We start from the raw sequence: 20,204 nt of genomic DNA, 5'->3' as shown, positions 1-20,204 counted from the left end.
ATCACCACACAATCAGCATTACAAAGGCCAGACATACGCAAAGCGTAAAGAGTGACAGATCCATTAACAGGGGATGCCAGATTTCGCCGGAGTAAATCCAGTCGCGTAGCAGGCGATGAACAATCAGCCAGAGAATAAATCCTGCTACAAACGCCTTGAAAACAGGAGGGAAGTAGACAGATGCTCCGATCATTAAATCTTGTAGGGGCAATCCTGTTGCATTAAACATAAACTTCACGGGCAAAATCCTTGGCGGAAGAGAGCATTGCTATAGGTTTAGCAAAAAAGAGACAATGAGTCTCTGTAACGCATAATGTCTGAAAAAATGTCAGCCGGTAAGCAAATTTGGCAATACATTTGTTTTGGGAATACAAATGCTGCACACTATTCTAAAATCAGCATAATAACTTAGCAAGCTAATTATAAGGAGATGAAATTGGAATCGCCATTAGGTTCTGATCTGGCACGGTTGGTGCGCATTTGGCGTGCTCTGATTGACCATCGCCTGAAACCTCTGGAGTTGACGCAGACGCATTGGGTTACGCTGCACAACATTCATCAATTGCCGCCTGATCAATCGCAGATTCAGTTGGCTAAAGCGATTGGCATCGAGCAGCCTTCGTTGGTACGCACGCTTGACCAGCTGGAAGAAAAGGGACTCATTTCACGACAGACTTGCGCCAGCGATCGTCGGGCTAAGAGAATTAAACTGACAGAAAAAGCAGAGCCGCTGATTGCAGATATGGAAGCGGTTATCAACAAGACGCGTGGAGAAATTTTGGAAGGGATTTCAGCTGAGGAAATTGATCTGCTGATTAAACTGGTCGCCAGACTGGAACACAATATTATTGAACTGCAGTCACAGGGCTGAAACGATAAGATGACGTGTGGCCAGAGCCTGACCACACGTGAATTCGATTAGCGTGGAGACACGGTAACCTGGCTGCCGTTGTTAGCCATAACAACGCGCTGGCCAGCTGAGAACTTGGTCGCACCCTGTTTCTGAACCACCATGATGGTATTACCGTCGTCCTTACGGATTTCCAGTTCTACACCCTGGGTTTTATTCATCGCACCTTGTACGCCTTGACCCGCTACGCCACCGGCAACTGCGCCAGCCGCCGTGGCTAATGAACGACCCGTACCGCCGCCGACGGTGTTACCCAGGAACCCGCCGAGTACCGCACCACCAATGGCGCCAATCACGTTTGCGTCATCGCCACCCTGGATTTGCACCGGACGAACATGAACAATTGTACCGTAGGTAACGTTCTGAACTTGTTTCGCTTCGGATGCGGTGTATACGTCGCCTGAAAGGCTATCATTGTTAACGCAGCCCGCCAAAGACACACCCATTAATGCAACAATCAGCACACGTTTAATCATTTACAAATCTCCTTTAACACCACGAAACGCTAATAAAGCACCCTTCATGGCTAAATTATATGGCACTTGTGAGCCTAAGGTCACATGTTCTACTGGAACAATATGAAAATCTTAACCGAAATCGGATATACCGAGTATAAACGAATCATTCATATAATTGATGTAATAAAGCGTCCATTGTAATGATTAGCCCTCAAAAATCATTAAGGAAGCATGGCATTAGTCGGCACTTTATGGTTGAGTGTCAAGGCTAATTTGCTTAAAAGGATGACATATGAAATCGGGCCGTTTTATCGGTGTAATGTCTGGAACCAGCCTTGATGGCGTCGATGTTGTGCTGGCGACAATAGATGAAACGATGGTTGCGCAACAGGCGAGTCTGACCTGGCCTATCCCTCTCCATATAAAGCAGGCGATCCTGGATATCTGCCAGGGGCAGCAGCTTACGCTATCGCAGTTTGGCCAACTCGACGCACAGCTCGGTTATCTGTTTGCCGAGGCGGTGAATGCACTGTTGGCACAGGAAAAATTGAAACCGCAGGAGATCGTTGCGATTGGCTGTCATGGGCAAACCGTGTGGCATGAACCGACGGGAATTGCGCCGCACACGCTGCAAATTGGCGACAACAATCAAATCGTCGCGCGTACCGGGATAACGGTGATCGGCGATTTTCGTCGCCGCGATATCGCTCTCGGCGGGCAGGGCGCGCCGTTGGTTCCCGCTTTTCATCAGGCGCTGTTGGCTCATCCAACGGAGCGGCGGATGGTGCTAAACATCGGCGGAATTGCCAATCTGTCTCTGCTTATCCCACAGCAACCCGTTCGCGGTTACGACACCGGGCCGGGCAATATGCTGATGGATGCCTGGATCTGGCGGCAATGCGGCCAACCCTACGACAAAGATGCGCAGTGGGCCACATCGGGAACGGTGATCCTGCCTTTACTGCAAAATATGCTTAACGATCCTTATTTTTCTGCGCCTGCGCCGAAAAGCACTGGCCGCGAGTATTTCAATTATGGCTGGATAGAACGTCATATGGCGCAGTTCCCGGGAATAAGCCCGCGGGATGTGCAGGCGACGCTTGCCGAACTGACGGCCGTGACCATTTCCGAGCAGGTCTTGCTAAGCGGAGGCTGTGAACGGCTAATGGTATGCGGCGGCGGCAGCCGTAATCCGCTGCTGATGATGCGTCTGGCGGCATTATTGCCAGGGACAGAGGTCACTTCAACCGATGAGGCTGGGATCAGTGGCGATGATATGGAGGCCCTGGCTTTTGCCTGGCTGGCGTGGCGAACGCTGGCGGGATTACCGGGAAATCTGCCTTCTGTGACCGGCGCATCAGAACCGAGCGTTTTAGGGGCGATTTACCCTGCTAACCCACGAACTCAGAGTTAACTGAAATTATTCAGCGCCATATATCGATAAACTAGGGATATTAGGGAGGGTGCCATTACCCTCCAGGACCAGGAAAGTCTTCAGGATATGGCTATGAAAAAACTGTTGTTAGTGTGTCTGCCGGTACTGCTTAGCGGGTGCAGCGTGTACGACCAATTTGTCGAGCGTATGCAAACGGATACGCTTGAATACCGCTGTGACGAAAAACCGCTTACCGTGAAGCTGAACAATACCCGTCAGATGGCGAGTTTTGTTTATGATAATCAGCTATTGAACCTCAAACAGGGCGTGTCGGCATCAGGTGCTCGCTATACCGATGGTATTTACGTCTTCTGGTCTAAAGGCGATGAGGCAACGGTCTATAAACGAGACAGAATTGTGCTAAATAACTGTCAGTTACAGAACCCGAAGCGTTGAGATTTTCACCTGGGCGGCGCACAATAGCGTCACCCACTGACAATCCGTAGCCAACATCATGTCTGATAACGACGAATTGCAGCAAATCGCGCATTTGCGCCGTGAATACACGAAAGGCGGTCTCCGCCGCCGCGATCTTCCCGCCGAGCCCCTTGCGCTGTTCGAGCGCTGGCTGGGGCAAGCCTGTGACGCCAAACTGGCCGATCCCACAGCGATGGTCGTTGCTACCGTCGATGAAAACGGTCAGCCTTATCAGCGTATCGTGTTGCTCAAACATTATGATGACAAAGGGCTGGTGTTCTATACCAACCTCGGTAGCCGTAAGGCACATCAGATTGAGAAAAACCCACGCATCAGCCTCCTGTTTCCCTGGCATACGCTGGAACGGCAGGTGATGGTGATCGGCAAGGCTGAGCGCCTATCCACGCTGGAAGTGGTGAAATACTTCCACAGTCGCCCACGTGATAGCCAGATTGGTGCCTGGGTCTCTAAGCAATCCAGTCGGATCTCCGCGCGCGGTATTCTGGAAAGCAAATTCCTCGAACTGAAGCAGAAGTTTCAGCAAGGAGAAGTTCCACTGCCCAGTTTCTGGGGAGGCTTTCGCGTAAGTATTGAGCAGATGGAGTTCTGGCAGGGTGGCGAAAACCGTCTGCACGATCGTTTTTTATACCAACGCGAAGATAACGCGTGGAAAATTGATCGCCTGGCCCCCTAAAGATGCAAAATTCTTGTTTTAAGCGCTGGTGCTGAACAATCCGGCGCTTTATTCTATGTTTCTTTCGCATCAGGCGAAAAGTCGTGTACCGGCTAAGGTGCAGTCGTTTTATACATGGAGATTTTGATGGCAAGCAGTAACTTGATTAAACAATTGCAAGAGCGGGGGCTGGTGGCCCAGGTGACGGACGAGGAAGCGTTAGCAGAGCGACTGGCGCAAGGCCCGATCGCGCTCTATTGCGGCTTCGATCCTACCGCTGACAGCTTGCATTTGGGGCATCTGGTTCCATTGTTATGCCTGAAACGCTTCCAGCAGGCAGGCCATAAACCTGTCGCACTGGTGGGCGGCGCAACCGGTCTGATTGGTGACCCGAGCTTTAAAGCCGCCGAGCGTAAACTGAATACCGAAGACACCGTGCAGGAGTGGGTGGATAAAATCCGCAAACAGGTTGCGCCGTTCCTCGATTTCGACTGTGGCGACAACTCGGCGATTGCTGCGAACAACTATGACTGGTTTGGCAGTATGAATGTACTGACTTTCCTGCGTGATATCGGCAAACACTTCTCCGTTAACCAGATGATCAACAAAGAAGCGGTGAAGCAGCGTCTGAACCGTGACGATCAGGGGATCTCTTTTACCGAGTTTTCTTACAACCTGCTGCAGGGTTATGACTTTGCCTGCCTGAACAAACTGCACGGTGTTGCGCTGCAGATTGGCGGTTCTGACCAGTGGGGCAACATTACTTCGGGTATCGATTTGACCCGTCGCCTGCACCAGAACCAGGTGTTTGGTCTGACCGTTCCGTTGATCACTAAAGCTGACGGCACGAAATTCGGTAAAACGGAAGGCGGCGCTGTGTGGCTGGATCCGAAGAAAACCAGTCCGTACAAATTCTACCAGTTCTGGATCAATACCGCCGATGCGGATGTTTATCGCTTCCTGAAATTCTTCACCTTCATGGACATTGAAGAGATCAATGCGCTGGAAGAAGAAGATAAAAATAGCGGTAAAGCGCCGCGCGCCCAGTATGTTCTGGCTGAGCAAGTAACGCGTCTGGTTCACGGCGAAGAAGGTCTGGTAGCGGCAAAACGTATTACCGAAAGCTTGTTCAACGGTAATCTGAGCGAATTGAGCGAAGCGGATTTCGAACAGCTGGCGCAGGATGGCGTGCCGATGATCGAGATGGACAAAGGTGCCGATCTGATGCAGGCGCTGGTGGACTCCGAGCTGCAACCTTCTCGCGGCCAGGCACGTAAGACTATCGCGTCTAATGCGGTGACCATCAACGGTGAGAAGCAATCCGATCCGGAATATTTCTTCCAGGAGAGTGATATCCTCTTCGGGCGCTACACCTTACTGCGCCGTGGTAAGAAGAACTATTGTCTGATTTGCTGGAAGTAAGATTTAGTTAGCAGGGGCGTGGGAAACTACGCCCCTTTATTTTTTCAGGGTTGTGGTAAGTAAAATGAAGAATATCCTCGCCATCCAGTCCCACGTTGTTTTTGGTCATGCGGGCAACAGCGCAGCAGAATTCCCAATGCGTCGTCTTGGCGCAAATGTCTGGCCGCTGAATACCGTTCAGTTTTCTAACCACACACAGTACGGCAAATGGACCGGTTGCGTTATGCCGCCGAGTCATCTGACTGACATTGTCCAGGGCATTGCCGATATCGATAAACTCCAGACTTGTGACGCAGTACTGAGCGGCTATCTTGGCTCGGCTGAACAGGGCGAGCATATTCTGGGTATTGTACGCAAAGTAAAGGCGGCCAATCCGCAGGCGAAATATTTTTGTGACCCGGTGATGGGCCATCCGGAAAAAGGGTGTATCGTCGCGCCGGGCGTAGCGGAGTTTCATGTACGCCATGCGCTTCCGGCCAGCGATATTATCGCCCCGAATTTAGTTGAGCTCGAAATTCTGTGCGAGCATGCGGTGAATAATGTCAATGAGGCCGTGGCGGCAGCGCGTGAGCTCATCGCTCAGGGACCAGAAATTGTGCTGGTGAAGCACCTGGCTCGCGCGGGTATTAGCGCAGATCGTTTCGAGATGCTGTTAGTTACTGCTGAACAGGCGTGGCATATCAGCCGACCGTTAGTCGATTTTGGCGCTCGTCAACCGGTTGGCGTGGGTGATGTCACCAGCGGCTTGTTGTTGGTTAAACTGCTGCAGGGCGCGTCTTTACAGCAGGCGCTGGAGCACGTGACGGCGGCGGTGTACGAAGTGATGATTGCCACCAAAAAAATGCACGAGTATGAGCTGCAGGTCGTGGCTGCGCAGGATTGTATCGCGAAGCCTGAACACTACTTCAGCGCGACGCAGCTGTAAGCAATGCCCGATGGCGCTCACGCTTATCGGGCCTGCGTTTGGCTGAAGGCCGGGTAAGCGCAAGCGCTACCCGGCAACAACAATTAATTTAACCCTTCTGCTTTCAACGCCGCAGCAACCGCCGGACGTTCAGCCATACGCGCCATATACGCATCGATATTGCTTAATCCTGCCATATTCAGCTTAACCGCATAGGCCCAACGCAGCACGGTGAACAGATAGGCGTCCGCAATGCTGAAGCGCGAACCGCAGATCCATTGGTTATCTTGCAGCGCGTCGTTCACATACTGCATTTTTTTCTCCAGCAGCGCGCGAACGGTTGGCTTGAAGTCTTCCGGCGTATCGGGACGGAACAGTGGGGTAAAGCCTTTATGCAGTTCTGTCGCAATGTAGTTAAGCCATTCAATGGTTTTGTAACGGGAGAGGCTGCTGGTTGGGGCAAGGAGTTGACGGTCTGGAACGGTGTCCGCCAGGTATTGCATGATGGCGACGCCTTCGGTCAGTAGCGTACCGTCATCCAGCAGCAGCGCGGGAACTTGCCCTTTTGGGTTTACCGCGAAAAAATCATCGCCGTTTTCCAGACGCTTCTTCATCAGATCAACACCATCCAGCGTGAAATCTTTACCGCTCTCACGAAGTGTGATGTGGGAAGCAAGAGAACAAGCGCCCGGTTTGTAGAACAGTTTCATCGGTAACTCCTTTTGGCTGAGGTATATCGTATGGTAGTGCTAGCTCAGGCAAAAAAAAAGCCGCTAACACCAGTTAGCGGCCTGAAAAAGAGTTTCCCTGAGAATTACGCTGTCGCGGCCTTAGAGGCTTTCTCATTGACGTCATCGTCCTGAGTCATACGATTCAGCTTCGGCGCCGTCAGCAGCATCAGAACAGCGATAACAGCCGTAGCAACACCAATCTGCAGGAACACACGACCGTAGACTTCAAGGGACATCAGCGGGTCAGTGACGTTCTCTGGTACAGCCATCATGTTGGCTACGTAACCACCGATGATGTTTGCACCGGCAGTGGTCAGGAACCAGCTACCCATGATGAAGCCCATCAGGCGTTGCGGAACCAGCTGAGCCACCATTGCCAGACCCAGACCGGAGATCATCAGTTCACCGATACTTTGCAGACCGTAGCAGATGATCAGCCAGTTAACGGAAACGATGCCCGCATCGGTAGCGAATTTAGCACCCAGCGGCAGGATCAGGAATGCACCGGAACACAGCACCATACCAATCGCAAACTTGGTTGGCATCGGCAGGGTATCGCCCATCTTGTTATAGATAGCGGCAAGGATTGGGCTACCAATGATGATCCAGAACGGGTTCAGTGCCTGGTACTGCTCAGGTTCGAAAGCAATGCCAAGAATAGAGTGCTCAACGTTACGAATCGCGAAGAAGTTCAGTGAGGTCGGCATCTGGCTGTACAGCACGAAGAAGATAATCGCTTCCAGCATTAGAATGAAGGCGACGATCATTTTACGACGCGCAGCACCGTGCATGGTGAATGCTTCTTTACCGAAGATAAACACGATACCCAGAGCAATGACGCCCAGAACCATACGTGCGATCTGCTGGTTGTGCAGCAACCAGGTTGCAATCGCGATCAGCACCACGACGCCAACAATAGTCAGCAACAGGTTACGGAAGTTGATCGGCTCAAAGTCAGGTTTAGAACCGTACTGTTTAACCCAGCGCTGACAGAATGCGAAGTTAACAACGGTAATCAGCATACCCACGACGCTCAGAGCGAACGCGGTGCTCCAGCCGTAATGCGCAGCCAACCACGGTGTTGCCAGCATAGAGAAGAATGAACCGATGTTGACGGACATGTAGTACATGGTAAATGCACCATCAAGACGCGGGTCATCTTTGGCATAGCAGGTAGAGAGCAGGGATGATGGGTTTGCTTTAAACAGGCCGTTACCGACCGCGATGGCCGCCATGCCCATATAAACGATACCCGCATCGTGACCAGACCATGCTACCAACGCATAACCGATGGCCAGGACAACGGCACCCAGCATAATGACACGTTTTGTACCCAGAACTTTATCACCTAACCAGCCGCCAATGGCAACCAGACCGTACACCAGGGCGCTAAAGGACGAGAAAAGGGTGATGGAATCCGCTTCTGACATACCCAGTTGTTTAACCAGGTAGACGGCCATAATTCCTTGCAGGCCGTAATAACCAAAACGCTCCCACAGCTCAATAGAGAAAATGAGATAGAACGCTTTTGGTTGTTTGAAGGCGTTTAAACTCACGCTTTCTGTTGGTTTATTGTTTGCAGTAGACACTTTTACCTCTTTTTTTACATCCCATATCAACGGGGGTGTTCAGGCACGTGATGAGTCAAGTTCATCCGTCCGATTGTTATAGTGGGAGGGGAAACGGCAAGTAATGTTCACTATCTTGACCATTCAGACAAGTGGTTTGTAATAATCTGTTACATATATCATGACTGGTGAAATCGTCCGGACTGTGAAATGTTATCTAGCGTTAAATTTCTTCATTTGAAAAATGGCAGATTTTTACACTGTTTAATCAGGGTAAAAACCGCAATGTGGCGATATGTTCTGCTATTTGCGCTTGAATCCAGTGATATAGGCCATTATCTGAAAAATAGCCAGTGTAATGTTTTGTTTAGAAACTGTTCAGTTAGGTCATCTGATTGTCACTTTAACTAAAAAATAAATATTTTTTAACATTGTGTTATCTGGATGATCTGGATCACGTATAGATAGAAATTTCTTTTACTAAAAAAACGATTAACCTGCTCAGGTGTTAATTAACAAGAATATTGCATTAGATATGCGCGGTTGAACGGCATCATTGTCGGGAAAATAAAGTCAGGGGAGTGCATAACTAATCGTTATGTTTGCGAGGGGCAAGCAGTATGCCCCGGCAGCATCAGATATCGACTTTCTCTTTGAATTCGCAAAGATCTTCGATAATACAGGAACCGCAGCGCGGCTTTCTGGCTATGCAGGTATAGCGGCCATGAAGAATTAACCAGTGATGGCAATCGACTTTAAATTCACTGGGTACGACTTTCAGCAGCTTCTCTTCAACCTGCTCGACGTTTTTACCCGGGGCGAACTGGGTACGATTACAAACGCGAAAAATATGGGTATCTACGGCAATAGTGGGCCAGCCAAAGGCGGTATTTAACACCACATTAGCCGTCTTTCGCCCAACCCCGGGCAGGGCTTCTAATGCGGCCCGGTCTTCAGGCACTTCACCATTATGTTGCTCCAGCAGAATGCGGCAGGTTTTAATCACGTTCTCCGCTTTGCTGTTAAACAAACCGATTGTCTTGATGTAGGACTTAACCCCTTCAACGCCTAGCTCCAGCATCGCGGCTGGCGTATTGGCGATGGGGTAGAGCTTAGCCGTCGCTTTATTGACGCTGACATCGGTGGCCTGCGCGGAGAGCAAGACTGAAATCAGCAGTTCGAACGGCGATGTAAAATTTAGCTCGGTTGTCGGATGCGGATTGTTCTCACGCAGGCGCGTCAGTATTTCCAGCCGTTTTGCTTTGTTCATTACACATTCCCTGTTTCACCAGCCGGACTGTCCGTGACAGCCGCCTCGGCACGATGTTTCTTCATTTTCTCATCAATCAGATACTTAACTGCCAGCATCAGACCCAGGCCAATAAACGCGCCTGGTGGCAGCATGGCCAGCAGAAACGGCGTATCGGTATGAAAGATCTCAACGCGCAATACTTTGGCCCAGCTACCCAACAAACCCTCTGCGCCATCAAAGAGTGTACCGTTACCAATTATTTCACGTAGCGAGCCCAGAACAAACATGGCGCCAGTTGCGCCCATGCCGATGGAAAAACCATCGAGTGCGGATAGCGCAGGGCCCTTTTTGGCTGCGAAGGCTTCAGCGCGGCCAACAACAATACAGTTGGTCACAATCAGCGGGATAAAAATGCCCAGAGACTGATACAGGCCAAAAGCGTAGGCATTGATCAACATTTGCACCGCGCTCACCACGGAGGCGATGATCATGACATAAATCGGAATACGTATTTCAGGCGGTGTCCAGCGACGAAGGGCAGAAATCGTCAGGTTCGTCAGCGTCAGGACGAGCGTAGTCGCGAGTCCCAGGCCCAGCGCGTTAGTGGCGGTCGAGGTGACGGCCAACAGCGGACACATCCCGAGTAACTGCACAAGCGCGGAGTTATTTTTCCATAACCCTTGGACAATAACGTCTTTAATTTCGCTCATGGTTTATTCTCCACAGGCGCTAAGTTGAGGAAGTTGCACGGGCAGCATCTGCGCATACAAACCGGCGCGTTTTACTGCATTAACTACCGCACGTGGCGTAATGGTTGCGCCAGTAAACTGGTCAAAGTCGCCGCCGTCTTTTTTCACCGCCCAGTGAGCGTCGTTACCCGCAGCGATCGTTTTGCCGCTAAAGTGGGTGATCCAGTCGGACAGTCGCAGTTCGATTTTATCACCCAGCCCTGGCGTTTCATGATGTTCGGTCACCCGCGTACCCAACACGGTACCCGAAAAATCGACACCAACCAGCAGTTGAATAGCCCCGGAATAACCATCTGGCGCCGTAGCTTCAAGAATTGCTGCAACGGGACGATCGTCCTGGCGGGCAATATACACTCGGTGAGTGCCTTTACCCAACGCCTGCGCATCGACCAGATAACAACTTTCGGACAAGTTATTATTGTAGCGATCGCCTGGCAGAACCTGATCGAACAGCGTTTTTTGCTGCAGCGCGGCCTGTTCATCAATGGTGGACTTGGTTAATTGATTGATTGCCGCGGTTAACCCCGTCGAGCCCGCTGCAAACAGCGCCAGAGTAATACCGTGTTTACGAATCGTTTTCAGCATAGGGAGTCCTTAGCGATGTCCGTACACGCGAGGGCGGGTGTAATAATCAATCAGGGGAACCGTGATATTTGCCAGCAATACGGCAAAAGCCACGCCATCAGGATAACCGCCAAAACTGCGAATCAACCACACTAACAGGCCCGCAAGTGCGCCAAAAATCAGGCGGCCACGGTTGGTTGTTGATGCTGTAACGGGATCGGTAAGAATAAAGAATGCACCCAGCATGGTCGCGCCGGAAAGTAGGTGCAACTGAGGCGAGGCCAGCGAATCTGGCGAGAAAATCCAGCCTAAAGTGGCACAAACGGCGAGCGACAGCAGGAAGCTAACCGGGATATGCCAGCGAATCGCTTTCTGCCATAGCAACACGACGCCGCCCACCAGCCAGGCAAGGTTAACCCACTGCCAGCCAGCACCTGCAAGCATGCCGCTGTAGATTGGGTATTGCATCACCTGCTCAACAGTACGTCCCGCATGCAGCGAAGTCTTAAAGGTATCGAGAGGTGTTGCCTGACTGATACCATCAATACCCATACGCAGCGTGTTCATATCCCCGCCACTGGCGGTATGTCCGCTAAAGATAACGTTCAGGGCGTCAAAAAAACCAGGCACAGTCGCCGCAATTTCATGCGGCGGCAGCCAGCTTGTCATCTGTACCGGGAATGAGATAAGCAGCACCACGTAACCAATCATGGCGGGGTTAAACGGGTTCTGACCGAGGCCACCATACAGCTGTTTAGCAATGATAACGGCGAATACCGTGCCTAAAACTACCATCCACCAGGGGGCGAGCGGGGGAATACTCACGGCCAGCAGTAACCCGGTGAGCAACGCGGAGTTGTCTTTTAAAATCGCGACAATGGGTTGTTTGCGCAGTTTAAGCACGACCGCTTCGGCGGCGATAGCGCTGATGGCGGCCAGAACTATCTGGAACAACGTACCCCAGCCAAAGAACCACAGCTGAGCGGCGATCCCCGGCAATGCAGCCAGTAATACCAGCATCATGATACGCGATGTCTGGCGCTGGTTATGGGTATAAGGGGAGCTTGCTATTCTGAATACCATTTATTCCTCGTTTACAACCTGCTGCTGGGCGGCTTTCTTTGCCTGAGCGCGTGCAATAGCGGCCGCGACGGCGGCTTTACGCGGATCCACCGGTTCGACTGTTTCCGTAACCGTCTGCTGCTCGAGCTTGCGAGCTTTGGCGCGGGCGATAGCCGCTTCCACGGCGGCTTTACGCGGATCCACCGGTTCGACTGTTTCCGTAACCGTCTGCTGCTCGAGCTTGCGAGCTTTGGCGCGGGCGATAGCCGCTTCCACGGCGGCTTTACGCGGATCCACCGATTCGGCTGTTTCCGTAACCGCCTGCTGCTCGAGCTTGCGAGCTTTGGCGCGGGCGATAGCCGCTTCAACGGCAGCTTTACGCGGATCGACCTCTGTGCTGCTACCTCCAGTTTGGGGAGGGTTTTCCATCCGGGTTGCGCGAGCTTGCGCCTTACGCGCCTCGCGTGCGGCAATCACGGCACTATTGTCAGGTTTTTCGCCAGCCTGAATGACTACCGGCTGCATTGCCTGAGCCTGCTTTTCTTTTACGCGAGCCAGCGCGGCGGCAATGGCATCATGATCTTTAGCCGCAGGCTGAACGGCAGCGCTTTTGTGACGTTCAAGACGGGCTGCTTTTTCACGTTCGAGTCGCGCCTGTCGGGCTTCAAATCGCGCTTTCGCTTCAGCGGCACGTTTTTCTTCCTGACTAATGGCATAAATCTCGGCTTTTTCCTGACGGAAATACTGCACCAGTGGAATATTGCTTGGGCATACCCAGGCGCAGGCACCGCATTCAATGCAGTCCGCGATATTGTGCGCCGTTGCTTTGTCGTGCTGCTGCCCTTTACTGAACCAATAAAGCTGTTGCGGCAGGAGATCGGCCGGACAGGCATCGGCGCATGCGCTACAGCGAATACAGCCTTTCTCTTCCGGCGTTTCTCCCATTTCACTGGCAGAGGGCGCCAGAAGACAGTTGGTTATCTTCACCACCGGTACATCCAGCCACGGCAGCGTAAAGCCCATCAGCGGCCCGCCCATAATCACCATCTGGTCGGCGGAAGGGCAGAAGCCCGCGTCGTTGAGCAGATGACGAACCGGCGTGCCTAAACGCGCCCAGACGTTGCCCGGACGGCTGACGGCTTCGCCGGTCAGCGTCACGACACGCTCGGTAATCGGTTCTCCGTCAATCACCGCACGTTTAATCGCGTAGGCGGTTCCAACGTTTTGCATCAGCACGCCGATATCTGAGGAGCGTCCCCCGTGGGGAACCTGCTTGCCGGTCAGGATTTGCGTTAACTGCTTGGCCCCGCCTGACGGGTACTTGGTGGGGATTACGCGTAAGCTGATATCGTGTGAATCAGCCAGCACCGCGCGCAGCATGGAAATTGCCTGTGGCTTGTTATCTTCAATGCCCAGTAGAATTTCGCGTGGCTGAAGAATATGCGCCAGGATACGGATACCTTCGACGACCTGCGCCGCGCAGTCCTGCATCAGGCGGTCATCAGCCGTAATGTACGGCTCGCATTCAGCAGCGTTAATGATCAGCGTTTCAATTTTATCTCCGCCGCCCTGCAGCTTAACGCCGGTGGGAAAACCCGCGCCACCCAGTCCGGCGACGCCGAACTGGTGAATACGTGCGATCAGCTCTTCCCGGCTGCGGGAACGGTAATCGGCCCAGCCGTCTCGCTCAATCCAGCGATCTTCACCATCGGCGTCAATAATAACGCTCAGCTCAGCTAATGCCGATGGATGTGCAGTAGAATGCGGCGCAATAGCAACAACGGTGCCTGACGTTGGCGCATGTACCGGAAGCATTTTACCACGCCCAAGGGTTAACGCCTGACCACGCAGCACGGTGTCGCCTACGTTTACGCACAGCTCACCCTCCGCGCCAATATGTTGTTTCAGCGGAATAACAAAGCGTGGCGCCAGCGGAACCTGTCGCAGTGGCGTACCGTTCGACTGGGTCTTCATTTCTGGTGGATGAATGCCGCCATCAAAGTCCCAGATTTTGTTTTTTCTGAATGCAGAGAATAACTTAAACATGTTGTTCCACGGGAATGATGCGCACAGGGATGGTGTTTAAATCCCATTTCCAGCTATCAGGTGTCTCGGCTACCGGCCGTAATTCGATACATTGCGTCGGGCACGGATCAACGCACAGGTTGCACCCGGTGCAGAGATCGCTCATCACCGTGTGCATGGCGCGGGTCGCGCCCACGATCGCATCAACCGGGCAGGCCTGAATGCACTTTGTACAACCGATACAGTTATTTTCATCAATGACCGCCAGCATACGCACGGGGGTAACATCGTGTTCATCACCATCAATCGGCTGCGGGTCGACGTTCAGCAGGGCGGCAATTTTTAACATCACCGCTTCGCCTCCGGGTGCGCAACGGTTGATTTTTTCGCCCTGAGAGCCGATCGCTTCAGCGTAAGGATGACAGCCCGGATAGCCGCATTGTCCACACTGGCTTTGCGGGAGAATTTCATCAATTTTCTCCACGACAGGATCATCTTCGACGGCAAAACGTCGTGAGGCGTAACCCAAAATAGCGCCGAACGCCAGACCCAGTAGACTCACTGCGGCAACGGCAATCCAGATAGCATTCATTACAACTTCACCAAACCACTAAAGCCCATAAAGGCCAATGACATTAAACCAGCGGTAATCAGCGCAATCGCATTACCGCGAAACGGAGCAGGCACGTCCGCCACGGCGAGGCGTTCGCGGATGGCGGCGAACAGTACCATCACCAGCGAGAAGCCGACGGCGGCGGAAAAACCGTATAGCGCCGACTGTAAAAAGTTATGACCGAGATTGATATTCAGTAACGCCACGCCTAATACCGCGCAGTTAGTGGTGATCAGCGGTAGGAAGATCCCCAACAGGCGGTAAAGTGCAGGGCTGGTTTTGCGTACAACCATCTCGGTAAATTGCACGACGACGGCGATGACCAGAATAAAAGCCAACGTGCGCAGATAGATGAGATTGAGTGGAATGAGGATCCAGGTGTCAATCAGCCATGCGCAGATGGATGCCAGTGTCATGACAAACGTCGTGGCAAGGCCCATACCCATTGCGGTTTCCAGTTTTTTGGAAACGCCCATAAACGGGCAGAGCCCCAGAAACTTGACCAGTACAAAGTTATTGACCAGTACAGTTCCGACAAACAGCAGCAGGTAATCAGTCATTTTTCGGCCTGAAATAAAAAAGCCGCCTATTATCTGATAATCTACAACAGGCGACAACAGGTTAACTGTAGGGTTATTACGGATTCACAAACGTCGATTTAACGCGTTGCGAGCGTTTGAAATAGGGCACCAGCAGTGCCGCAGCCAGCAATGGGAACAGCAGTTGGCGCACGGCAAAGGCGTCCGGAACCGGTGAAAACGCAAACGCTTTAATCGCCAGTAACACGGAGATCAGCAGCCATAGAATATAATGCTTAGGCACACAGGCTCTGCGTTTGAAAAACGCAATCGTCAGCCACAGCGTGTAATACCACATGGCAATCGCGGTAATAAAAGAGACGCCCCATAACAGCAAATTTGCCGTACTTTGCGCACCCAGCGTTTGGAAGGTTTGCGGTGTAGCCAGCGCAGTGACATAAAGTAATAACGCCAGCGAAGCGCTCAACAATGCGACTAACAGCCAGGCCAGTGGCCCAAGTAGCCAGCCCCCGATACGTTGTGCCGGTGTGGTAGTCATCTCTTCTCCAGGTTTACGCGCGCAATCAAACATGCCATTCATTTTGGGGCAATTATTATAAAGCTTTTAACGTTGAGCGCTACTTTCTTCTTTATTGCACGTAATGCCAGACTGATTTGGGTACCTGACCAACATCAAACAGACGACCTCCTGAGATAAGCTCCGCACGGCGATGGTCTGCAGCGCGATACATATTGATAATGTCGCTATCGTCGGTGAGTGTGTAGTTAAGATGGTCGAACAGTTTTTCCAGACTTTCGAGTGAACTGATTTTGCGGAATTTTAATAAGTAATCCTGAACAGTCATAAATGGAAATCCATATTAATAAAATAATACCAACGGAGTAGTAAATATAAATAATAAACAACATGCACAGGTAAAAGCGGATTGACGCGCAAATGTGAGAAGAGTGTTCATACCTGTGGAAAAGCAGGCGCTATGCGCACCTGCGGTAAGGGTAACGCGCTTCGCTACAGCAGGCAATATGCACCGGAGTGGGATGCGGCATTATTCTCTTTTTTTGACAAAATTCGATCTTTTGCAGCCAAACCCTGCCGTTACTCGATGTTAATTGCCGGGTTATAAGGGACTGCAGATGCTTATTTCTTCTGCACAGCAGCAACGGGCTCCGGTGGCTGGTAATTGTCAATATGATTGGCAACACCCAGCAGGATCACAGAGACGGTGAGAACAATCCAACCTGCTAATTCAATAAGACGATTCATTACTGATGACATTTGCTTTGATTTATCCATAAACACAGGCTGCAAATGTTACTAATCTCTCAATAATACAGCAAGATAATTGGGAACGATTTCTCCCTCTTTTTCGCTGCAAGTTAAGCATAAGTGGCATATGTTTGACTTAAGTTAATAAACAACCTTTGTAGCGCAATGGTTATTAAACTATTGAGACGTTGCAGGGTATGGTGTGAAATAGGTCAGTCCTGAATTGAGAGGCTATAACATGAGTGACAACATCCGCGTTGGGCTAATTGGCTATGGTTACGCCAGTAAAACCTTCCATGCCCCCCTGATTGTGGGCACACCGGGCCTCGAACTGGCTGCGGTTTCCAGTAGTGATGAAGCAAAAGTGAAGGCAGACTGGCCAACGGTGGCGGTTGTTGCTGAGCCTAAACACCTTTTTAACGATCCGAATATCGACCTGATTGTGATCCCCACGCCTAATGACACTCACTTCCCGTTAGCGAAGGCTGCGCTGGAAGCGGGCAAACATGTGGTTGTTGATAAGCCTTTCACCGTGACACTGTCACAAGCACGCGAACTGGATGCGTTGGCGCGTAGCCTTGGCCGTGTGCTGTCCGTTTTCCATAACCGCCGTTGGGACAGTGATTTTCTGACGTTGAAAGCCCTGCTGGCGGATGGCGTTTTGGGGGAGGTGGCGTATTTCGAATCCCATTTCGATCGATTCCGCCCGCAGGTTCGTGACCGCTGGCGTGAACAGGGGGGGCCGGGAAGCGGCATCTGGTATGATTTAGCTCCGCATCTTCTGGATCAGGCGATTAACCTGTTTGGTTTGCCCGTCAGCATGACGGTAGATCTGGCTCAGCTCCGCCCAGGTGCGCAAGCGACGGATTACTTCCATGCCATCCTGACTTACCCGCAGCGTCGTGTGATTCTGCACGGCACCATGCTCGCTGCCGCTGAGTCGGCCCGTTATATCGTGCACGGATCGCGTGGCAGCTATGTGAAGTATGGTCTTGACCCGCAGGAAGAGCGCCTGAAAAATGGCGAGCGACTGCCTCAGGAAGACTGGGGTTATGACATGCGCGATGGCGTGTTGACGCGAATAGAAGGCGAAGAGCAGGTTGAAGAGACCTGGCTGACTGTACCGGGTAATTACCCGGCGTACTATGCTGGCATTCGTGATGCGCTAAATGGTCATGGTGAAAACCCGGTACCGGCGAGACAAGCTATTCAAATCATGGAGCTGATTGAGCTGGGTCTTGAATCTGCGAAACATCGCTCGACGCTGTGCCTTGCCTGATTAGGCAAATGCCGGATGGTGATGCTCAGCATCTCATCCGGCACTTTAACCGTCACGCTGCGGCGACTTTCTCGCGCAGGGCACGTTTTTCTTCGTTACTCAGAAATGCCATTTCCAGGCCGTTGATTTGCGCCTGACGGATCTGTTCGCGCGTGAGTCCTGCCGCTGGCGCGGCAATGGTGTACTCGTGAATAATATCCACACCCTGTACCGCCGGATCGTCCGTATTCAAGCTGGCTAAAACGCCATGCTCAAGGAATGTTTTTAGCGGGTGGGTTGCCAGAGAGGCGACGGTGCTGGTCTGAATGTTCGATGTCAGGCAGGATTCGATGCCGATACGGTGTTCGGCGAGGTAATCCATCAACGCACGATCTTCAACGGCTTTAACGCCGTGACCTATACGTTCTGCGCCCAGCTCTTTGATGGCCTGCCAGATACTTTCTGGTCCCGCGGCTTCGCCCGCATGCACAGTAATACGCCAGCCGGCGTCGCGCGCCTGATTGAAATGCGACAGGAACAGACTGCCCGGGAAACCCAGTTCGTCACCCGCCAGATCCAGCGCCGTAATATGGTCACGGTGGGCTAACAGCGCATCCAGTTCCTGCAGGCAGGCGGTTTCGCCGAAGGTACGGCTCATAATGCCAATTAAGCGAGCTTCGACGCCAAAGGTCTTGCAGCCCTCGCGTACGCCGGCAATGACGGCTTCAACCACGCCCGCAACCGGGAGCTGATGCGCCATCGCCATATAGCCGGGTGAAAAACGTAATTCTACATAGTGCAGGCCGTTACGTGCAGCATCCTCAATATTCTCAAATGCCACGCGGCGACAAGCATCCAGCGAGGCCAGTACCTTCACGCCCCAGTCGAGCTTGGATAAAAAGCTCACTAAATCCGGCTCAGTTGATGTGACTTGCACATGAGGGATCAGCGTTTCCAGCGTTTGTGCCGGAAGCGTTAAATTGAACTGACGACCCAGATCCAGGATCGTTTGGGCACGGATGTTACCATCAAGGTGGCGATGGACGTCGGTCAGGGGGAGGGAAGTATCAATCATGGTCGCACTCGTGTATTTAGGTAAAGTGCGTCGTATTATATGAAAAAATCGGGATAAAAAGCTATGTTGCGCAATGAATAATTTCATTGCGCAAACTTAATTAGCGTACAGAACGGATGGCGTTAATCAGCCCCTGAACGCCTTTTTCAAGCTTGGATCTTGGGCATCCGGCATTGAGACGTACAAAACCGCGACCTTCTTCTCCGTAGGTGTATCCCGGCATGATAGCCACTTTCTGCTGGTGGATGAGAACATCCTGCAAGGCATGGTCATCAATATTGAGCGGACGCAGGTCAATCCATGCCAGATAGGTGGATTGAGGAATCTGCCAGTTGAGTTCGGGGAATGCGGCATTAAGCTCACGCGCAACGTAATGCAGATTGCTGGCAAGATAATCGCGCAGCGCATCAAGCCAGCTTGCACCCTGTTGATAAGCGGCAATATGTGCGCTAAGCGCCAGCACCGCAGGCGAGGAAAGACCATCGCGGCCTTTTAACGCGCTGAGGTAATCGTTGCGGCTTTGAGCATCTTCAATGAGTCCGTAAGCCCCGGTTAATGCCGGAATATTAAAACTCTTTGAGCCGGAAGTGAGCAGTGCCCAACTGCCGCGCGCGACGTTACTCCACGGGATGTGCGGCCGGTCTGACCATACCATATCCATATGAATCTCATCGGAGATAACTTTTACACCATGGCGCTGACACAGTTCTGCCATGGCTTCCAGCTCGTCGCGCGTCCACACTTTACCCGTTGGGTTTTGTGGGCTGCAAAGCAGAAGAATTTTGCTTTCAGGTCGAGACAGGGCTTTCTCCAGCGCAACCATGTCACAAAACCAGCCGTCGGCGCGTTTTTCCAGTCCGACTGCGCGTACCTGTCGCTGATTACCTTCAATCGCTTTGTAAAACGCATCGTACGCCGGAGTATGGATAACCACCGCATCGCCCACGGATGACCACTGGCGGATCAACTCCGACACCATATAGATGACCGAGGGGCCATATACCAGCGACTGAGGATCTATTTGAGTGTTATGCCGCGAAAGAAACCAGTGGCTTATCGCCGCCAGAAACTCATCGTTTTTCCAGCGGCTGTAACCCAACACGCCATGTGACAGGCGCTGAGTCAGCGCCTCCAGAATGCAAGGTGCGGTGGCAAAATCCATATCGGAGATGGTGAATGGCAGCAGGTCGGCTGAACCAAAACGGTCGGCAACGTAATCCCACTGAGTACACCAGGTACCGTGCCTGTCCACAACCTTTGAAAAATCAAACATATTGTTGTC

At 52.0% G+C, this 20,204-nt stretch carries 23 protein-coding genes; 7 read left to right on the top strand and 16 right to left on the bottom strand.

Going from position 1 to position 20,204, the window contains the following annotated elements:
- Window position 1 precedes the first annotated feature (1 nt).
- Window positions 2–238 carry a DUF1656 domain-containing protein gene (locus HV350_RS13370; RefSeq protein WP_016152997.1) on the bottom strand — a complete coding sequence of 79 codons (237 nt, stop codon included), beginning with the start codon at window positions 236–238 and terminating at the stop codon, window positions 2–4.
- Window positions 239–430: 192 nt separating this feature from the next.
- Here HV350_RS13370 and slyA point away from each other — a divergent pair, with 192 nt between their 5' ends.
- The gene (gene slyA, locus HV350_RS13365) at window positions 431–871 is read left to right on the top strand and encodes a transcriptional regulator SlyA (RefSeq protein WP_019076732.1); all 441 of its coding nucleotides are present in this window, start codon (window positions 431–433) and stop codon (window positions 869–871) included.
- Between the two features lie 47 nt (window positions 872–918).
- Here slyA and slyB read toward each other — a convergent pair whose 3' ends face one another.
- Window positions 919–1,386, bottom strand: coding sequence for an outer membrane lipoprotein SlyB (gene slyB, locus HV350_RS13360; RefSeq protein WP_046276343.1), 468 nt, complete (start codon window positions 1,384–1,386; stop codon window positions 919–921).
- Between the two features lie 274 nt (window positions 1,387–1,660).
- Here slyB and anmK point away from each other — a divergent pair, with 274 nt between their 5' ends.
- From anmK to pdxY, 5 genes are all read left to right on the top strand, one after another.
- Complete coding sequence (gene anmK / locus HV350_RS13355) at window positions 1,661–2,782, top strand: anhydro-N-acetylmuramic acid kinase (protein WP_016152999.1); 1,122 nt, start codon at window positions 1,661–1,663, stop codon at window positions 2,780–2,782.
- Window positions 2,783–2,869: 87 nt separating this feature from the next.
- Window positions 2,870–3,199 carry a C-type lysozyme inhibitor gene (gene mliC, locus HV350_RS13350; protein ID WP_153647258.1) on the top strand — a complete coding sequence of 110 codons (330 nt, stop codon included), beginning with the start codon at window positions 2,870–2,872 and terminating at the stop codon, window positions 3,197–3,199.
- A 58-nt stretch (window positions 3,200–3,257) separates the two neighbouring features.
- Window positions 3,258–3,914, top strand: coding sequence for a pyridoxamine 5'-phosphate oxidase (gene pdxH, locus HV350_RS13345; protein WP_003029169.1), 657 nt, complete (start codon window positions 3,258–3,260; stop codon window positions 3,912–3,914).
- A gap of 126 nt (window positions 3,915–4,040) precedes the next feature.
- Window positions 4,041–5,315 carry a tyrosine--tRNA ligase gene (tyrS, locus tag HV350_RS13340; protein ID WP_181628676.1) on the top strand — a complete coding sequence of 425 codons (1,275 nt, stop codon included), beginning with the start codon at window positions 4,041–4,043 and terminating at the stop codon, window positions 5,313–5,315.
- A 64-nt stretch (window positions 5,316–5,379) separates the two neighbouring features.
- On the top strand, window positions 5,380–6,240 hold the full coding sequence (gene pdxY / locus HV350_RS13335; protein ID WP_019076734.1) for a pyridoxal kinase PdxY: 861 nt from the start codon (window positions 5,380–5,382) through the stop codon (window positions 6,238–6,240).
- Between the two features lie 83 nt (window positions 6,241–6,323).
- Here the strand turns inward: pdxY and gstA are convergent, their stop codons facing one another.
- The 12 genes from gstA to blr form a co-directional block, all read right to left on the bottom strand.
- A complete protein-coding gene (gstA, locus tag HV350_RS13330; RefSeq protein ID WP_016153002.1) occupies window positions 6,324–6,929 on the bottom strand; it encodes a glutathione transferase GstA in 606 nt (201 codons plus the stop codon).
- A 104-nt stretch (window positions 6,930–7,033) separates the two neighbouring features.
- On the bottom strand, window positions 7,034–8,539 hold the full coding sequence (dtpA, locus tag HV350_RS13325; protein WP_016153003.1) for a dipeptide/tripeptide permease DtpA: 1,506 nt from the start codon (window positions 8,537–8,539) through the stop codon (window positions 7,034–7,036).
- Window positions 8,540–9,152: 613 nt separating this feature from the next.
- On the bottom strand, window positions 9,153–9,788 hold the full coding sequence (gene nth / locus HV350_RS13320; RefSeq protein WP_016153004.1) for an endonuclease III: 636 nt from the start codon (window positions 9,786–9,788) through the stop codon (window positions 9,153–9,155).
- Window positions 9,788–10,480 (bottom strand): electron transport complex subunit E, encoded by a 693-nt coding sequence (locus HV350_RS13315; protein ID WP_181628675.1) that lies wholly within the window; start codon window positions 10,478–10,480, stop codon window positions 9,788–9,790. Before HV350_RS13315 ends, nth begins: the two co-directional genes overlap by 1 nt.
- A gap of 3 nt (window positions 10,481–10,483) precedes the next feature.
- Window positions 10,484–11,104 (bottom strand): electron transport complex subunit RsxG, encoded by a 621-nt coding sequence (rsxG, locus tag HV350_RS13310; RefSeq protein WP_181628672.1) that lies wholly within the window; start codon window positions 11,102–11,104, stop codon window positions 10,484–10,486.
- A gap of 9 nt (window positions 11,105–11,113) precedes the next feature.
- Window positions 11,114–12,166: an electron transport complex subunit RsxD gene (gene rsxD, locus HV350_RS13305; RefSeq protein WP_016153007.1), complete on the bottom strand. Its 1,053-nt coding sequence runs from the start codon at window positions 12,164–12,166 to the stop codon at window positions 11,114–11,116.
- A complete protein-coding gene (gene rsxC, locus HV350_RS13300) occupies window positions 12,167–14,191 on the bottom strand; it encodes an electron transport complex subunit RsxC (protein WP_181628670.1) in 2,025 nt (674 codons plus the stop codon).
- The gene (gene rsxB, locus HV350_RS13295; protein WP_006684670.1) at window positions 14,184–14,762 is read right to left on the bottom strand and encodes an electron transport complex subunit RsxB; all 579 of its coding nucleotides are present in this window, start codon (window positions 14,760–14,762) and stop codon (window positions 14,184–14,186) included. Before rsxB ends, rsxC begins: the two co-directional genes overlap by 8 nt.
- A complete protein-coding gene (gene rsxA, locus HV350_RS13290; RefSeq protein WP_003029144.1) occupies window positions 14,762–15,343 on the bottom strand; it encodes an electron transport complex subunit RsxA in 582 nt (193 codons plus the stop codon). The genes rsxB and rsxA overlap by 1 nt, the downstream gene beginning before the upstream one ends.
- A 76-nt stretch (window positions 15,344–15,419) precedes the next feature.
- Entirely contained in the window at window positions 15,420–15,860 is a 441-nt protein-coding gene (locus HV350_RS13285; protein ID WP_016153009.1) for a DUF2569 domain-containing protein, read from the bottom strand.
- A gap of 91 nt (window positions 15,861–15,951) precedes the next feature.
- Window positions 15,952–16,167: a transcription modulator YdgT gene (gene ydgT / locus HV350_RS13280; RefSeq protein ID WP_003832804.1), complete on the bottom strand. Its 216-nt coding sequence runs from the start codon at window positions 16,165–16,167 to the stop codon at window positions 15,952–15,954.
- Between the two features lie 293 nt (window positions 16,168–16,460).
- Window positions 16,461–16,586, bottom strand: coding sequence for a division septum protein Blr (blr, locus tag HV350_RS13275; protein WP_019076739.1), 126 nt, complete (start codon window positions 16,584–16,586; stop codon window positions 16,461–16,463).
- 241 nt (window positions 16,587–16,827) lie between these two features.
- On the opposite strand from blr, the gene HV350_RS13270 reads away from it, so the two are divergent.
- On the top strand, window positions 16,828–17,868 hold the full coding sequence (locus HV350_RS13270) for an oxidoreductase (RefSeq protein WP_016153010.1): 1,041 nt from the start codon (window positions 16,828–16,830) through the stop codon (window positions 17,866–17,868).
- A 52-nt stretch (window positions 17,869–17,920) separates the two neighbouring features.
- Here the strand turns inward: HV350_RS13270 and add are convergent, their stop codons facing one another.
- Both add and HV350_RS13260 read right to left on the bottom strand, forming a co-directional pair.
- Window positions 17,921–18,922 (bottom strand): adenosine deaminase, encoded by a 1,002-nt coding sequence (gene add, locus HV350_RS13265; RefSeq protein ID WP_016156440.1) that lies wholly within the window; start codon window positions 18,920–18,922, stop codon window positions 17,921–17,923.
- Window positions 18,923–19,022: 100 nt separating this feature from the next.
- Window positions 19,023–20,195, bottom strand: coding sequence for a MalY/PatB family protein (locus HV350_RS13260; protein WP_019076740.1), 1,173 nt, complete (start codon window positions 20,193–20,195; stop codon window positions 19,023–19,025).
- Window positions 20,196–20,204 lie beyond the last annotated feature (9 nt).

Origin of the sequence: Citrobacter sp. RHBSTW-01013, assembly GCF_013781985.1 — a bacterium.
GTDB lineage: Bacteria > Pseudomonadota > Gammaproteobacteria > Enterobacterales > Enterobacteriaceae > Citrobacter > Citrobacter braakii.
The sequence above is the reverse complement of the archived record's forward strand: the minus strand, read 5'-3'. Positions and strand labels throughout refer to the sequence as shown.

Excerpts from the sequence above, each read along its gene's own strand:
- blr (WP_019076739.1), bottom strand. The coding sequence starts at position 16,586 with ATGAATCGTCTTATTGAATTAGCAGGTTGGATTGTTCTCACCGTCTCT.
- HV350_RS13315 (WP_181628675.1), bottom strand. The coding sequence starts at position 10,480 with ATGAGCGAAATTAAAGACGTTATTGTCCAAGGGTTATGGAAAAATAAC.
- anmK (WP_016152999.1), top strand. The coding sequence starts at position 1,661 with ATGAAATCGGGCCGTTTTATCGGTGTAATGTCTGGAACCAGCCTTGAT.
- add (WP_016156440.1), bottom strand. The coding sequence starts at position 18,922 with ATGATTGATACTTCCCTCCCCCTGACCGACGTCCATCGCCACCTTGAT.
- pdxY (WP_019076734.1), top strand. The coding sequence starts at position 5,380 with ATGAAGAATATCCTCGCCATCCAGTCCCACGTTGTTTTTGGTCATGCG.
- HV350_RS13260 (WP_019076740.1), bottom strand. The coding sequence starts at position 20,195 with ATGTTTGATTTTTCAAAGGTTGTGGACAGGCACGGTACCTGGTGTACT.
- HV350_RS13270 (WP_016153010.1), top strand. The coding sequence starts at position 16,828 with ATGAGTGACAACATCCGCGTTGGGCTAATTGGCTATGGTTACGCCAGT.
- rsxB (WP_006684670.1), bottom strand. The coding sequence starts at position 14,762 with ATGAATGCTATCTGGATTGCCGTTGCCGCAGTGAGTCTACTGGGTCTG.
- mliC (WP_153647258.1), top strand. The coding sequence starts at position 2,870 with ATGGCTATGAAAAAACTGTTGTTAGTGTGTCTGCCGGTACTGCTTAGC.
- slyB (WP_046276343.1), bottom strand. The coding sequence starts at position 1,386 with ATGATTAAACGTGTGCTGATTGTTGCATTAATGGGTGTGTCTTTGGCG.
- HV350_RS13285 (WP_016153009.1), bottom strand. The coding sequence starts at position 15,860 with ATGACTACCACACCGGCACAACGTATCGGGGGCTGGCTACTTGGGCCA.
- rsxC (WP_181628670.1), bottom strand. The coding sequence starts at position 14,191 with ATGTTTAAGTTATTCTCTGCATTCAGAAAAAACAAAATCTGGGACTTT.
- rsxG (WP_181628672.1), bottom strand. The coding sequence starts at position 11,104 with ATGCTGAAAACGATTCGTAAACACGGTATTACTCTGGCGCTGTTTGCA.
- rsxA (WP_003029144.1), bottom strand. The coding sequence starts at position 15,343 with ATGACTGATTACCTGCTGCTGTTTGTCGGAACTGTACTGGTCAATAAC.
- slyA (WP_019076732.1), top strand. The coding sequence starts at position 431 with ATGAAATTGGAATCGCCATTAGGTTCTGATCTGGCACGGTTGGTGCGC.
- ydgT (WP_003832804.1), bottom strand. The coding sequence starts at position 16,167 with ATGACTGTTCAGGATTACTTATTAAAATTCCGCAAAATCAGTTCACTC.
- gstA (WP_016153002.1), bottom strand. The coding sequence starts at position 6,929 with ATGAAACTGTTCTACAAACCGGGCGCTTGTTCTCTTGCTTCCCACATC.
- tyrS (WP_181628676.1), top strand. The coding sequence starts at position 4,041 with ATGGCAAGCAGTAACTTGATTAAACAATTGCAAGAGCGGGGGCTGGTG.
- nth (WP_016153004.1), bottom strand. The coding sequence starts at position 9,788 with ATGAACAAAGCAAAACGGCTGGAAATACTGACGCGCCTGCGTGAGAAC.
- rsxD (WP_016153007.1), bottom strand. The coding sequence starts at position 12,166 with ATGGTATTCAGAATAGCAAGCTCCCCTTATACCCATAACCAGCGCCAG.
- pdxH (WP_003029169.1), top strand. The coding sequence starts at position 3,258 with ATGTCTGATAACGACGAATTGCAGCAAATCGCGCATTTGCGCCGTGAA.